We start from the raw sequence: 12,838 nt of genomic DNA on the forward strand, positions 1-12,838 counted from the left end.
GAAGCCGACCGAAGGTCGTGGCCGGCAGGGTCTACGTACCTCCCGGCCACGGGCTGAAACACTCAATGCGAGATCAGGATGGGCATCAGCGGATCGTTGAGGACGCCGTTGGTCGCGCCGCCGAGCACGAAGTCGCGCACCCGCGAATGCCCGTAGCCGCCCATGACGAGCAGGCCCGCCCCGCGCTCGATGGCGCGCTGCTGGAGCGTTGCCGCGATCGGGCAATCCTCCGAACGGAGGGCGACCGTCTCGGCATCGAGGCCACGGCTGCGCAGGCCCTCGACCAGCCGTTCGCCGGCATCCCTCTCCTTCAGCGGCTTTTCATCGACGACGGTCAGGACCGAGACGCGATCGGCGCGTTGCAGGAAAGGCAATGCGTCACCCACCGCGCGGGCCGCGACGCGGCTGCCGTCCCAGGCGATGGCCACATGATCCATCGCCCCGATGTCGCAAAGCTCGGGAAGCAGCACGGACGGTCGCCCGGAGCCGAAGATGACGGCCTCGGCGGTTGCCCGCGATGTCTGGTTGCCGGCTTCCAGGCCGACGAGGGCCAGATCAAAATAGCGTGCCTGTATAGCCGCAGTCTCCGCCAGCAACGCCAGCGGCGCGGATATCGCACTCTTTCTGGAGGTTATGCCGGCGGGCGTCGCCGCCTGTTCGATGAGCGCCAGGAGGTGCTCGCCGCGCTTGCGGCTTTGCGCCTCCGCACCGCGGATCATCTCCGGCACGTCGAGGAGGAAGCGTGACAGCGCGTTGGAAACGGGCGGTATGTCGACATTGATCGCCAGCGCATGGATCTCGGCGCGGATCAGGTTCGCTACCGCGACGGCATGTGCGGCGACGATATCCGAGTTGGGATCGGGATGGGTGACGAGCGGGAGCAAGGCCTGCAGTTGCATCGGAACTCTCTTTCTCGGGCTGAGGCGGACACATTGTTCATTGCTCATATTCGCGCATATGCAGCCAGCCAGCTTTGATTTGCCTCAATGGGCGGAACAATCATCGCCGACGCAGGCATTTTGACCCAAAGCAAGGAATGGCCCTTCGCTTCTGCTATCAAGGAAGCATTCAACGCATCATGGGGACGCCCCGATGACCTTCAAGACCATCCTAGCTGTCACAGCCCCCGGGCTCGGCGATGCCGACCTGAAGCTCGCCGCAACGCTTTGCGAAGAAGCCGGGGCGCATCTTGCCGTGTTCGTCGTCGGACTGGCCGCTCCGCCGCCGATCGGCGCCTATGCCGCCGTCGTTTCGGAAGCCTGGTTCCAGGAAAGGCAGCTCGATCTGGAAAGGCTGCAGGCGCGCACCGACACCGTCTCCGGCCTGCTTGCCTCGATGACCGTTTCGTCGGACGTCTCCAGCGAGTATCAGGAAATCGCTTGGGCCGACGAGGCCATCGGCCGCCGGGCACGCTATGCCGACCTCACGGTTCTGGGGCCGGAAGGCCTGTCCTCGGAAGAACTGAAGACCAACGTGATCGAAGGTGTGCTGTTCCATTCGGGAAAGTCGCTCCTGTTGGTTCCCCAGGGGGCTGCCCCCACCTTGAAGCCCAGGCAGGTCATGGTCGCCTGGGATTCGCGTCTTGAGTCTTCCCAGGCCCTGGCCGCGTCGCTGCCGCTGCTGGTGAAGACCGAGGAGGTGCATCTGGTGCTGGTCGATCCGGTCGAGAGCGAGGACGAGCATGGCGCGGAACCGGGGGCCGATGCCGCCACCTATCTCGCCCGCCATGGCGTCAAGGTCACCGTGGACCGGCTGCCGAGCCAGGACCGGCCGGTCGCCGCCGTCCTGCGCCAGCAGGCGATAGATACCGCCGCCGAGCTCCTGGTCATGGGCGCCTACGGCCATTCCAGATTGCGCCAGCGGATTTTCGGCGGCGTCACCAGCTCGATGATCGAGGATCCGCCCATTCCGGTGCTGATGGCCCGCTAAAGCGGGCCCTTATTCAGGCAAGGTCGAGCGCCACCAGCATCAGGCCCGGCTGATCGGTGTGGTGCGTCACCGAGAAACCGAACTCGGCGCACATCTGCAGCATGGCCGTATTGTCCGACAGCACGAAGCCTTCGATGCGCGCGATGCCTTCCGCCTGCGCGTAGCTGATGATCTGCCGCAGAAGCTGCCAGCCGATGCCGCGGCCCTGCAGGTCGGTGCGCACCAGCAACGCATATTCGCCTCTGGTGCGGTCGGGATCGCAGGAAAGGCGGCCGATGCCGGCGAGGTCGCCGCTTTGTGCTTCCAGCGCTACAAAGGCCATGTCCCGGTCATAGTCGAGCTGGGTGAGACGCTTGAGCATCTCGTCGGGAAAATCCTTGCGCGGCGCGAGGAAGCGCAGCCTGATGTCGTCGGGCGACACCCGGGCGAGGAAGGCCGGGTAAAGCTCGATGTCTGCCGGCTTGATCGGTCTTATATGGTAGGTCGCGTCGCCGCCGGTGAATTCCTTCTCCCAGCCGGCCGGATAGGGGCGGATGGCAAGGGCGGGGTTGGGCCCCTCTTCCTCCACCGCCTGCGGATCGATCTCGATGCGGGCATCGAGCGCGACGGCTCCTTCCGCATCGGCCAGCAGCGGGTTGATGTCCACCGAGACGATGCAGGGGAAATCGACGATCATCTGCGACAGCCCGTTGAGCGCGGCGGCGATGGCCTTGGTGTCCGCCGCCGGCCGGTCGCGGAAGCCGGCCAGAAGCCGCCCGATTCGGGTGCGCTCGATCAGGTCGCCGGCGAGCACGTCGTCGAGCGGCGGCAGCGCCACCGCCGTGTCGTCCATGACCTCGACGGCGACGCCCCCTGCCCCGAACAGGACGACCGGGCCAAAGATGGGATCGCGGCTCATGCCGAGGATCAGTTCATGCGCGTGCTTGCGCACCACCATGGGCTGCACGGCATAGCCTTCGATGTCCGCCTCCGGCGCGCTTGCGCGCACGCGGCTTTCGATCCGGCTTGCGGCCTCCTCGGCCTGCCCTGCGGTCTCGATGCCGAGGACCACGCCACCGACGTCGGATTTGTGGGTGATCGCCTTGGAAAGCAGCTTCACCACCAATTTCGCCGACGTCTCCAGCAATTGCGCGGCGGCCTGGCCTGCCTCGGCCGGCGAAGGCGCGACGATGGTCTGCGGCACGCCGATGCCGTAGGCGGCGATAACCGCCTTCGCTTCCGGCTCGGTCAGCATGCGCCGGCCTTCCGCCGCAGCCGCGCGGAACACGGCGTGCACGGCGGCGCTGTCGCCGGCCACATCCTCGCTGCGGCTCGACGGCACGCGCATCAGCGCCTTCTGCGCCCGCGACCAATCGGCAAGGTAGGACACCGCCTGCGCCGTCTGGGCAGGCGTCTCGAAGCTGGCGATGCCGGCCTCCTGCAAGATGTGGCGGGCCGCGCGCGCCGTATGTTCGCCCAGCCAGCAGGCAAGCACCGGCTTGCCGGCGATGCGTCCGTGCTCGGCAAGTCCCGCCACGGCGGCGGCGGCATCGACCGGCGAGGCAAGGCCGGTCGGGCAGTTGAGCACCATGAGCACATCGACGCCCTCGTCCGCTGCCACGGCCTCGACGGCGGCGCGGTAGCGCTCGGGCGGCGCATCGCCGATGATGTCCACGGGATTGGCGTGCGACCATGTCGACGGCAGCGCCGCATCCAGCCGCGCAATCGTGGCCGGTGCCAACTCGGCGAGCGTGCCGCCGCCCTCGGCGATCTGGTCGACCGCCAGCACGCCCGCCCCACCGCCATTGGTGACGATGCCGATGCGGGCCTGCCGCAGGGGTGGAAAGCGCGCGGTGATCTCGGCCGCGTCGAACAGTTCCCCCAGCCCGTTGACGCGCAATATGCCGGCTCGCGAAAGGGCGGCGTCGACCACGCGGTCGGCCCCGGAAAGCGCGCCCGTATGGGTAGCCGCTGCCTTGGCCGCCGCCGCGTGGCGCCCGGCCTTGACCGCGATGACCGGCTTGATGCGGGCCGCCGCGCGCGCCGCCGACATGAACTTGCGCGGATTGGTGACGGTCTCCAGATAGACGACGATGGCGCGTGCCCTGGAATCGCCGGCCAGCAGGTCCAGCCAGTCGCCGACATCGACGTCGGCCATGTCCCCTAGCGAGACGATATGCGAGAAGCCGACGCCGTTCTCGGCCGCCCAGTCGATCAGCGAGGTGGCGATGGCCCCCGATTGGGACAGCAGCGCGATGTTGCCGGCGGCGGCCGCCATATGGGCGAAGCCGGCATTGAGCTTGGCGGGCGGAACCATCAGCCCCACGGTATTGGGGCCGATGATGCGCAGGAGATGCGGTTTCGCCGCATCCAGCATCGCCTGCCTCAGACCGTTGCCGTCGTTCAGCCCTGCGGTGATGATCACGGCGGCCCGGCAGCCCCTGGCGCCGAGTTCGGAGACGATGCCGGGCACCGTCGCCGGCGGCGTGGCGATGATTGCCAGGTCCGGCGCGCCCGGAAGTTGCGCTGTGTCGCGATAGCAGCGCAGGCCCTGGACCTCGCCATATTTCGGATTGACCGGCCACACCTCTCCCTCGAAACCGCCGTCGAGAATGTTCTTCAGCACGATGTGGCCCACGGAGCCCTCGCGTTGCGAGGCACCGAAGATCGCGAGCGATCGGGGACGGACGGCATGGTCGAGGTTTCTTATCGTCACTGGCTGTCTCCGGTTTGGCCGGTTTCGCGGATGTTGGAGTGGGAACCGTTCGGCCGTCAAGAAGGGCGGGTTGCCGATTCGATGTGCTGCGGCACTGTTTGCCTGCCGACCGTGCTGCTTCTTTGATGCCGATCAAAGCATGGCGCGCGCAGCCCTGCATTGTACGGCGATAAGGAGATCGACAATGCCGGAAATGAAGGACCTGACACCGAACTTCCGCCACGTGCGGCTTCTTCTTGCGCGCAGCACGGCTCATCCGCAGGGCGAGCCGGACGAAGGTTACGACCTGCTCCTGCCGCTCGACGAGAGCGGACGGCTCGACACCGCCACCTGGAAGACGCACCAGGCCTTTTGCCGCGTCCGGCGTTTCGGCGAGAAAGGTGAGGCGCGGATCGGCCGCTTGCGGCGCAAACCGGGCGGCCAATGGTATTTCGACTATGAGGAAGGCGATGTGGATGACGAGATCGGCTTCCGGCTGGGAGAGGAAAGCTTCGTAACCGGCGAATATGTCTCCATAAAGCAGGACGGGACCATGCGGACCTATCAGGTCGCGAGGGTCGAGAAGCCCTGAACCGGGAACGCGCCGATTTCGCGGAAAATGCACCGGAAACACGTCAAGCGAGGGTGAAATGTACAGGCATATCCTTATTGCGACCGATGGTTCGGAATTAGCGGCCAGGGGCGTCGAACACGGTCTGGCCCTTGCCGGCCCGCTGAAGGCGAAGGTGACGGTGCTCAGCGTTTCGGAACCGCTGCGGCCGACCGCGACCCGCGCGGCCATGATGGGTGGCGTCGACGATCCGGTCGCCCGCTACGACCAGCAGATCGACGACGACATGAAGAAGCGCTTCCAGTCGATCGAGCAGCGTGCCACCGAGCATGGCATCGTCGTCGACCTTGTCCATGAGATCGACGACTTTCCCGCCGAGGCCATCGTCAGGACGGCCAGGCTGAAGGACTGCGACCTGATCGTCATGTCATCGCATGGCCGGCGCGGCGCGGCACGGTTGCTGCTCGGCAGCCAGACCGCGGAAGTGCTGGCCCATACCAAGCTTCCGGTGCTCGTCGTCCGCTAGCGCGGGGCAAAGGCGAAACGCACCGGATCGATCAAGGCTGTCCCTTCCCTACAGGAACAGTCTGACCAGCAGCGGGATGATCAGCGAGGTCGCGATCGCGTTGAGCGCCATGGCGATGCCGGCGAAAAGCCCGGCGGTATTGTCGACATCGAAGGCACGTGCCGTCCCGATGCCATGCGAGGTCAGCCCGACCGCGAAGCCGCGCGCCGCATAGTCCTTGATCCGCATGGCATTCATGAAGGGCGTGACCACCAGCGCGCCGACGATGCCGGTCAACACGACCAGGACGGCCGTCAGCGAAGGGTTGCCGCCCATCGACGCCGAGATCGCCATCGCCACGCCGGCCGTCGCCGATTTGGGCAGGAAGGACAGAAGCACGTCCTGGGAAAGGCCGGCCCATTTACCGAGGATCATGATCGACAGCGCGGCGGAAAGGGAGCCTATGACAAGGGCCGCCGCCATCGGCAGCAGCGCTTCCTTTACCTGACGCCACTGGCGGTAGAGCGGCACGGCGATCGCCACCGTGGCCGGACCGAGCAGGAAGTGGATGAATTGCGCGCCCTCGAAAAACCTTTCGTAGGGCACGTCGAAGACCTGCAGGGTGCAGGACAGAAGCACGATGGAAATGAGGACCGGATTTGCCAGCGGGTGACGGTTGCACCGCACCGAGATGCTGGTGGCGGCGATCCAGATGAACAGCGTCAGCGTCAGCCACAGAAGCGGCGAGGTGGAAAGATAGACCCACAGTTCCGCAGGGTGTTTCATGAGCTATGCCCCCTGCCCGCCAGCCGCCGGACGATGATGAAAGTCCACACCGTGGCGGCGAGCGTGAAGACGGCCGAAGCGACGAGGATTGCCAGCAGGATGACGGCCTGGCTCTGCAATGCGCCCCACAGCGCCACGATGCCGACGCCGGCCGGCACGAACAGCAGGCCGAGATTGGCCAGAAAGCCGTCGGCAGCGGTTTCAGCCTCGGCAAAGAGGCCAAGGCCGAGCATCTTGCACGCCTGCATCGCGGCGAAGAGGAGGACGAGACCCACCACCGGCCCCGGCAGCGGAATACCGGAGAGGAACACGGCGCTTTCGCCGAGCAACTGAAACAGCAGCAAAAGTGCAATTCCCTTGATCATCCGTGATCCTTTCTCCGGTGGGGCACCAGCGGCAGGCTATGATGGCGCGACGGCCGGGTCCATCGCCATGGATCGTGTTTCCACGGTCCGACGCAGCGGGCCCCGCCGCCAGGCTGGACATGATCAGGACAGCAGGGCTGGCTACGGCTAACGCGCTTTGCCGTTGCCGGTGTGGCCTTGCAGCATGGTCATGAACGGGGTGACGGCCTGATCGATGTGCACACCCGAGGTGCGCTTCCTGGCATGCGTCTCCGTCTGCACAAAACCGTCGACGCCGGTCTGTTCGGCGACCGCCAGCGCGGCAAATTCCGATGCCGCCCGCCGGATCCTGCCGGCAAGGCTTGCCCCGGCCTCGCCGTCGCCGAAATCCTCGGTCGCGGCGAAGACGCCTGTCGGCACCACCACGGCGCGCAGATAGGTGAACAGCGGCCGCAGCGCATGGTCGAGGACCAGTGAATGCCGTGCCGTGCCGGCCGTTGCCGCAATGATGACCGGCATGCCGTTGAGCGCTTCCGTATCGAGCACGTCGAAGAACATCTTGAACAGGCCGCTATAGCTTGCGGTAAACACGGGCGTGACGGCAATGATGCCGTCGGCCGCGCTGATCGTTTCCTTCACCCTGGCCAATTTCGGCGTGGAAATGCCGCCGGCGCTCATCGCGGTGGCAAGGTCGACGGCGAGGTCCTTCAGCTCGACGACCTCTATCTCCGCGCTTTCGCCGCGTCCGCCGATCTGTGCCGCGACGGCCTGGGCAATGCGGTCGGCGAGCAGACGCGTGGAGGACGGTTGGGACAGGCCTGCACTGAGAACGAGGATACGACGCGACATGACATCATCCATTTCTGGGAAAAGAGGGAAGCTCCGCCCCGGTGCGGGGCGAAGCTATCTTTCGGCCGGCTCAGGCAGCAGCTTCGGCTTCGAGGTTGGTGGCAGAAATGACCTGCCGGTATTTCGAACCCGGTCCCTGCGCCACCAAGGCGGCATGGCTGGGCGGATCGCTCGGCACATGGGCCGGACGCCTCGCCTCGAACTCGCGGCGCAGCACCGGCACCACCTCGGTGCCCAGGATCTCGATCTGCTCCAGCACGACCTCTTCCGGCAGGCCGGCGTGGTCGACCAGGAAAAGCTGGCGCTGGTAATCCCCGACATAGTCGGCGAAGCCCAGCGTGCGCTCGATGACCTGTTCGGGCGAACCGACCGTCAGCGGCGTCATCTCCGTGAACTCTTCCAGCGAAGGCCCGTGGCCATAGACCGGGGCATTGTCGAAATAGGGCCGGAACTCGCGCACCGCATCCTGGCTGTTCTTGCGCATGAACACCTGGCCGCCGAGGCCGACGATGGCCTGATCGGCGCTGCCGTGGCCGTAGTGCTCGAAACGCGACCGGTACAGTTCCACCATCTGCTGGGTATGCTCCTTGTTCCAGAAGATGTGGTTGTGGAAGAAGCCGTCGCCATAGAAGGCGGCCTGCTCGGCAATTTCCGGGCTGCGGATCGAACCGTGCCAGACGAAGGGCGGGGTCTCGTCGAGCGGGGCCGGCGCCAGCGTGAAGCCGCGCAGCGGCGTGCGGAACTGGCCTTCCCAGTCCACCACCTTCTCGCGCCACAAACGCCGCAGCAGATGGTAGTTCTCGATGGCCAGCGGAATACCCTTGCGGATATCCTTGCCGAACCACGGATAGACCGGCCCGGTGTTGCCACGCCCCAGCATCAGGTCGACGCGCCCGTCGGCCAGATGCTGCAGGACGGAGAAGTCCTCAGCGATCTTCACCGGATCGTTGGTGGTGATCAGCGTGGTCGCGGTCGAAAGCTGCAGCCTCTCGGTGCGAGCCGCAATCCAGCCGAGCATGGTGGTGGGCGAGGCCGGCACGAAGGGCGGGTTGTGATGCTCGCCGGTCGCGAAGACGTCGAGCCCCACTTCCTCGGCCTTGAGGGCATATTTCATCATCGCCTTCAGGCGCTCGGATTCGCTCGGAGCACGCCCGGTGGTGGGATCGACGGTCACGTCGCCGACACTGAAGATTCCAAACTGCATCGTTCTTTCCCCTTGCGTTTGCCGCGCAAGTCCGCGCGGAAGGTGGCCGCCGGATCGGTGGTCCGGTCGATTTGCTGATGCTTCCAATTAGGGAAAGTCCGCCGGCAGTTTCAGGTGCCGTCCGGTGAACAGTCAGTCAATGCTGGCGGCAGCGTGGTTTCCAGGCAGTCTGCCGGACTTTCCCAAAGCATCCGCCGGGTCATGGCTTGCTGTCGTTCACGATATATTATGACGCATTGGCTAGCCCTCTTATGGTGTAATGCTGTCGTCGCTGGCAGCCGAAGCACACCAGGGGCGCCGGGGAATGCAAGCTGTGAAGAATCTTAAGCCTGAGGACGTCCGTACCGGGCCGCCGGCGCCGGCGCAGTCCAACGAGCCGAACCCGTTCTTCCAACCCTGGATACTGGACAATGCCCGCCGCCACCTGCTGGCCCCTCATGAGCGGTTCATGCTCGCCGGAGACGAGCGGCGGATCATCCTTCCGCTGGCGGTCGACCGGCGTATACCGGGCTGGTTGCCGACGATTGCCCACATATGGGGCCACAAGCACTGCTTCGATTCGACACCGCTGGCGCAGAACCCTTCCCGCGACGATGTGAAGTCGCTGTTCGATTCCCTGGCCGAAGAGGGCATCGACATATTGAGGTGGCGGCGCCTGCCGATGGATACCGCCTTTGCCGCGGCGCTGCTCGAGTTCCTGAAGGGCCAGGGGCTGGCGCATGAGGAGACGAAGAGCTACGAGCGCTCGCTCCTGATTGCCGACGGCAGCGGTCCGGACAGCTTTTTCGACCGTCTCGGCAAAAGGCGTCGCAAGGATCTGCGCCGGCGCCGGCAACGCCTGTCCGAACTGGGCGAGGTGGAATTCGTGACCTATCAGGGCCGGCATGACGCCATGCAATGGTGCCACGACTTCATCGAACTGGAGGCTTCGGGCTGGAAGGGGCCGTCCGGCACCCGCACCGCGATCGGCTGTTCCGAAAGCGAGCGTGCCTTCTTCGAAGCCATGGCGAGGGACGGTGCTGCCAGCGGGAACATCATCGTTCACAGCCTGACACTGGACGGCAAGCCGGTTGCGATAACCGTCAACTTCCGCTCCGGCACATGGGTCTGGGCCTACAAGGTGGCCTATCGCGAGGATCTCGCCAGCCTGTCGCCGGGCGTACAGCTCGAGGTGGAAGGCAGCCGCGCATTCCTCAGCGATCCGGGGATTGCCTGCGTCGATTCCTGTGTCGCATCGGGGCGCAGCCTGATGAACGACCTGTGGCCCGGCCGTCGGCCGATGGCGGAATTCCTGATCGCGGTCCGGCCGTCCGCCAATCCGATGGTCCGCACCAGCGGCCTGCTCTGGCGCCGCTACCTCGCGCTGAAAAATGCGGCAAGGGATACGATCAGGAGCCGGCGTTTCCCGCCCCGGGCTTCGGCTGCTGCATCCGCATAGAGGCCCGCTGCCTGTCCAGAAGATCCATGTAGATCTGTTCGACCACATCGGCCAGATGCGTATAGTCGCGATTGGCCTTGACCCATGCCGGGCCCCGGGCGCCCATGGCCTCGGCCTTTTGCGGGTCGGCGAACAGGCGCGCCACGCCTTCCGCCATGGCCTTGCCTGAAAATGCGGTGACGAAGCCGGTGCCGCTGCCGTGGATCACCTCGTTCTGGTCATAATGCACGGTGCCCACGACGGGGCGGCCCATGGCCAGATATTCGACCAGCTTCGTGGGCGTGGCGACCTGCTGCGCGGCATCCATCATGAACGGCGAAAGGCACACATCGGCGCGCTTCACCCAGCCGAGTGCCTCGGCCAGAGGCAGGCGTCCGGTAAAGATCACGCGGTCGGACACGCCGAGTTCTTCCAGCCGGTCATCGAGCCGCTTCCGCTCGAAATCGGACACCGCACCGATCAGCACCAGCACGGCGTCATGGCCTTCGGCGACCAGTTCGGCCAACGCGTCCACCGTCAGATTGGTCAGGATGCTCACGACATTGGCGCACAGATAGGCCATGCTCTTTTTGCCGGCCAGGCGTGGATCATCCGCCGCCCGGATGGAAGCGATGTTGTAGCGCTCGGTCGAGACACCCATGGGGATGGGCGTCATCTTCTGCATCGCTATGCCACGGAAGCCGACGCGCTCACGCATGCGCTTCGACTGCACGATGACATGGCTGCTGAGCGGCAGCGCCACCTTGTAGAACAGGAAGTCGGCGACGGTCGCATAGACAATGCGCACCAACCGCGATGGCCAGCTCATCGGAACCAAGTTCTTGAGGGCATCGCGCAGCCGTCCCTCCAGCACCGGATAGCTCATCCAGAACAGGCACGGCGTTCCGGAGATCCTGCCGGCCAGGGCATAGGTAATGGCCCACAGGGGCTGATCCCTGATCTGGATCAGGTCGTAGTCGCCGCGCGCCGCCCGCCACGCCAGCTTCAGCCGGAGCCAGTTCTCTGCCATGCGGTAGCGCAACGCACCGAATTTCCCCGACATCTGGCGGCGCGCCACATGGAACCGCTCGGCGCCGCGCTCGTCCACGCGCGCCGGTCCATCCTGGAAAGGACGCAGGCTCCAGTCGATCTTCAGCCCGCGGCCGACGAGATGGTTGGAAAACAATTCGACGAGATCGACCCGGAAGGCCGGATAATCATCCGGCGCCACGAACAGCATGCGCGCGCCGGCCAGCGGTCCCTGTGCCGGGACCCGTTCGGAAGCTTCGGCTTCAGCCTTCATGACCAGGCTTGTCATCGAGACCTCATGGAGAAGAGCGCCGGGACAGAAAGGCCCGCGCCCTTTTCAGATATTGCCACAGCACCTTGTTGCGGCGCATCAGGTGCTTCACCGCCTCGGCAGACCGGATCGCCGCGATCGTGGCCGAACCGAGCGGCGTGAAGGCGGCATATATGTCATCCAGTTCATGGATGATATCGCACCAGTGCGTCTTGTATTCCTCGTACCCGACGCCGAGATCGAAGGCGGACAATCCCCGTTCGCAACATTCCTCGACATGCCGGAACAGGAGCGCCCGCCCGGGACCGTAAGAGACCAGTTCGTCACTTGCGTAGGTGGAGAAGTAGGCATTGACGCGGCCGCGATGGATGCCGGAGCCCTTCACCGCCCGCATCGTGCCATCGACGGAAAGTTCCATCATCTCCAGGATAGGCTCTTCCATGGCCATGGAGCGGTCGAGGAGTTCGTGGAAGAAGTCCTGCACCCCCGGTTCGGCAAAGCTGTCGGCCTTGCCTTGCTCAGCGAGCCTCTGCCCCTTGTGCTCGAAAAAGAAATCGAGCGCCGCACCGGCACGGGCGGGGTCGCGAAGCGTCGCGTAGCGCAGGACGCCGAACTCCCCCATCTTGCGCTCCTGCTTGCGGATGCTTTTCCTGCGCCTGGAGCCATCGGTTTTCTTCAGCACGGCGTCGAAACCGCCGGCGAGATCGAACGAATACCCTTCCGTCGACGAAGGGCGGCTCGGCAGGCCGGCAAGCGGCTGGGCCACGCCGTCATGGGATTTCGGCGTTCTGGCAAGTACCGCACAATCGGCATCGCCGAGCGCCCGGCCGAGCATCCTTTCAATTTCGGCGCGCCCCAGCAAGGCCATGGCCGCGACCGCTTCCATGCTCCAGAGCCCGAAATTGTAGCCGGAATGATCGCCGCCGATCCATGTCGCCATGCGCGCCGGACCAACCTTCGAAATCGCCAGCGGCAGAATGAAAGCCGGCTGGCCGTGAAGCCTGCCCAGAACGATGGCGGGGCGAGCCTTCAGGTGCGGCAGGACATGCGTGACGTAGGAATCGACCCAGTCGTAGCGCTGGAAAACGGTCGTCACGCCATCCGATTCGAGCCGGCGCCATTCCCGTTCGATATCCGACGGCCTGTCGAACCTCTCGACTTCGAAGCCGGAACCCGTTCGATCGACTGTTCCGGCCTGCGCCGCTGTTCTGGTGACCGTATTCGGCTGCGAGGTCATCTTTCCTGAAGCTCCCTGGACC

12 protein-coding genes are annotated in these 12,838 nt (G+C 65.3%); 4 read left to right on the top strand and 8 right to left on the bottom strand.

All coding sequences use genetic code 11. The annotated features are described in order from the left end of the window. Nucleotides 1-62 precede the first annotated feature (62 nt). Nucleotides 63-899 carry a universal stress protein gene (locus tag ABID37_RS12905; protein ID WP_354195340.1) on the bottom strand — a complete coding sequence of 279 codons (837 nt, stop codon included), beginning with the start codon at nucleotides 897-899 and terminating at the stop codon, nucleotides 63-65. Between the two features lie 193 nt (nucleotides 900-1,092). On the opposite strand from ABID37_RS12905, the gene ABID37_RS12910 reads away from it, so the two are divergent. After that, on the top strand, nucleotides 1,093-1,929 hold the full coding sequence (locus ABID37_RS12910; RefSeq protein ID WP_354195342.1) for a universal stress protein: 837 nt from the start codon (nucleotides 1,093-1,095) through the stop codon (nucleotides 1,927-1,929). A 13-nt stretch (nucleotides 1,930-1,942) separates the two neighbouring features. On the opposite strand, the gene ABID37_RS12915 is transcribed toward ABID37_RS12910, so the two are convergent. Then, on the bottom strand, nucleotides 1,943-4,624 hold the full coding sequence (locus ABID37_RS12915) for a bifunctional acetate--CoA ligase family protein/GNAT family N-acetyltransferase (RefSeq protein WP_354195344.1): 2,682 nt from the start codon (nucleotides 4,622-4,624) through the stop codon (nucleotides 1,943-1,945). 184 nt (nucleotides 4,625-4,808) lie between these two features. On the opposite strand from ABID37_RS12915, the gene ABID37_RS12920 reads away from it, so the two are divergent. Then, entirely contained in the window at nucleotides 4,809-5,195 is a 387-nt protein-coding gene (locus ABID37_RS12920; protein WP_354195346.1) for a hypothetical protein, read from the top strand. A 58-nt stretch (nucleotides 5,196-5,253) separates the two neighbouring features. After that, on the top strand, nucleotides 5,254-5,700 hold the full coding sequence (locus ABID37_RS12925) for a universal stress protein (protein ID WP_354195348.1): 447 nt from the start codon (nucleotides 5,254-5,256) through the stop codon (nucleotides 5,698-5,700). 48 nt (nucleotides 5,701-5,748) lie between these two features. Here the strand turns inward: ABID37_RS12925 and ABID37_RS12930 are convergent, their stop codons facing one another. From ABID37_RS12930 to ABID37_RS12945, 4 genes are all read right to left on the bottom strand, one after another. Then, nucleotides 5,749-6,465, bottom strand: coding sequence for an LrgB family protein (locus tag ABID37_RS12930; RefSeq protein ID WP_354195350.1), 717 nt, complete (start codon nucleotides 6,463-6,465; stop codon nucleotides 5,749-5,751). Further along, a complete protein-coding gene (locus ABID37_RS12935; protein WP_354195352.1) occupies nucleotides 6,462-6,830 on the bottom strand; it encodes a CidA/LrgA family protein in 369 nt (122 codons plus the stop codon). The genes ABID37_RS12930 and ABID37_RS12935 overlap by 4 nt, the downstream gene beginning before the upstream one ends. Nucleotides 6,831-6,977: 147 nt before the next feature. Then, the gene (locus tag ABID37_RS12940; RefSeq protein WP_354195354.1) at nucleotides 6,978-7,658 is read right to left on the bottom strand and encodes an FMN reductase; all 681 of its coding nucleotides are present in this window, start codon (nucleotides 7,656-7,658) and stop codon (nucleotides 6,978-6,980) included. 70 nt (nucleotides 7,659-7,728) lie between these two features. Next, on the bottom strand, nucleotides 7,729-8,862 hold the full coding sequence (locus ABID37_RS12945) for an LLM class flavin-dependent oxidoreductase (RefSeq protein WP_354195356.1): 1,134 nt from the start codon (nucleotides 8,860-8,862) through the stop codon (nucleotides 7,729-7,731). Between the two features lie 313 nt (nucleotides 8,863-9,175). Between ABID37_RS12945 and ABID37_RS12950 the strand changes: the two genes are divergently transcribed. Beyond that, on the top strand, nucleotides 9,176-10,300 hold the full coding sequence (locus ABID37_RS12950; protein ID WP_354195358.1) for a GNAT family N-acetyltransferase: 1,125 nt from the start codon (nucleotides 9,176-9,178) through the stop codon (nucleotides 10,298-10,300). On the opposite strand, the gene ABID37_RS12955 is transcribed toward ABID37_RS12950, so the two are convergent. After that, complete coding sequence (locus tag ABID37_RS12955) at nucleotides 10,251-11,597, bottom strand: glycosyltransferase (protein WP_354195360.1); 1,347 nt, start codon at nucleotides 11,595-11,597, stop codon at nucleotides 10,251-10,253. The two genes, ABID37_RS12950 and ABID37_RS12955, sit on opposite strands and share 50 nt — an antisense overlap. 7 nt (nucleotides 11,598-11,604) lie before the next feature. Beyond that, nucleotides 11,605-12,816: a GNAT family N-acetyltransferase gene (locus ABID37_RS12960; RefSeq protein ID WP_354195362.1), complete on the bottom strand. Its 1,212-nt coding sequence runs from the start codon at nucleotides 12,814-12,816 to the stop codon at nucleotides 11,605-11,607. Between the last annotated feature and the right edge of the window lie 22 nt (nucleotides 12,817-12,838).

Source organism: Aquamicrobium terrae (genome assembly GCF_040545735.1).
GTDB classification, from domain to species: domain Bacteria; phylum Pseudomonadota; class Alphaproteobacteria; order Rhizobiales; family Rhizobiaceae; genus Mesorhizobium; species Mesorhizobium terrae_A.

Excerpts from the sequence above, each read along its gene's own strand:
- ABID37_RS12935 (WP_354195352.1), bottom strand. The coding sequence starts at position 6,830 with ATGATCAAGGGAATTGCACTTTTGCTGCTGTTTCAGTTGCTCGGCGAA.
- ABID37_RS12910 (WP_354195342.1), top strand. The coding sequence starts at position 1,093 with ATGACCTTCAAGACCATCCTAGCTGTCACAGCCCCCGGGCTCGGCGAT.
- ABID37_RS12905 (WP_354195340.1), bottom strand. The coding sequence starts at position 899 with ATGCAACTGCAGGCCTTGCTCCCGCTCGTCACCCATCCCGATCCCAAC.
- ABID37_RS12945 (WP_354195356.1), bottom strand. The coding sequence starts at position 8,862 with ATGCAGTTTGGAATCTTCAGTGTCGGCGACGTGACCGTCGATCCCACC.
- ABID37_RS12955 (WP_354195360.1), bottom strand. The coding sequence starts at position 11,597 with ATGACAAGCCTGGTCATGAAGGCTGAAGCCGAAGCTTCCGAACGGGTC.
- ABID37_RS12930 (WP_354195350.1), bottom strand. The coding sequence starts at position 6,465 with ATGAAACACCCTGCGGAACTGTGGGTCTATCTTTCCACCTCGCCGCTT.
- ABID37_RS12960 (WP_354195362.1), bottom strand. The coding sequence starts at position 12,816 with ATGACCTCGCAGCCGAATACGGTCACCAGAACAGCGGCGCAGGCCGGA.
- ABID37_RS12940 (WP_354195354.1), bottom strand. The coding sequence starts at position 7,658 with ATGTCGCGTCGTATCCTCGTTCTCAGTGCAGGCCTGTCCCAACCGTCC.
- ABID37_RS12925 (WP_354195348.1), top strand. The coding sequence starts at position 5,254 with ATGTACAGGCATATCCTTATTGCGACCGATGGTTCGGAATTAGCGGCC.
- ABID37_RS12920 (WP_354195346.1), top strand. The coding sequence starts at position 4,809 with ATGCCGGAAATGAAGGACCTGACACCGAACTTCCGCCACGTGCGGCTT.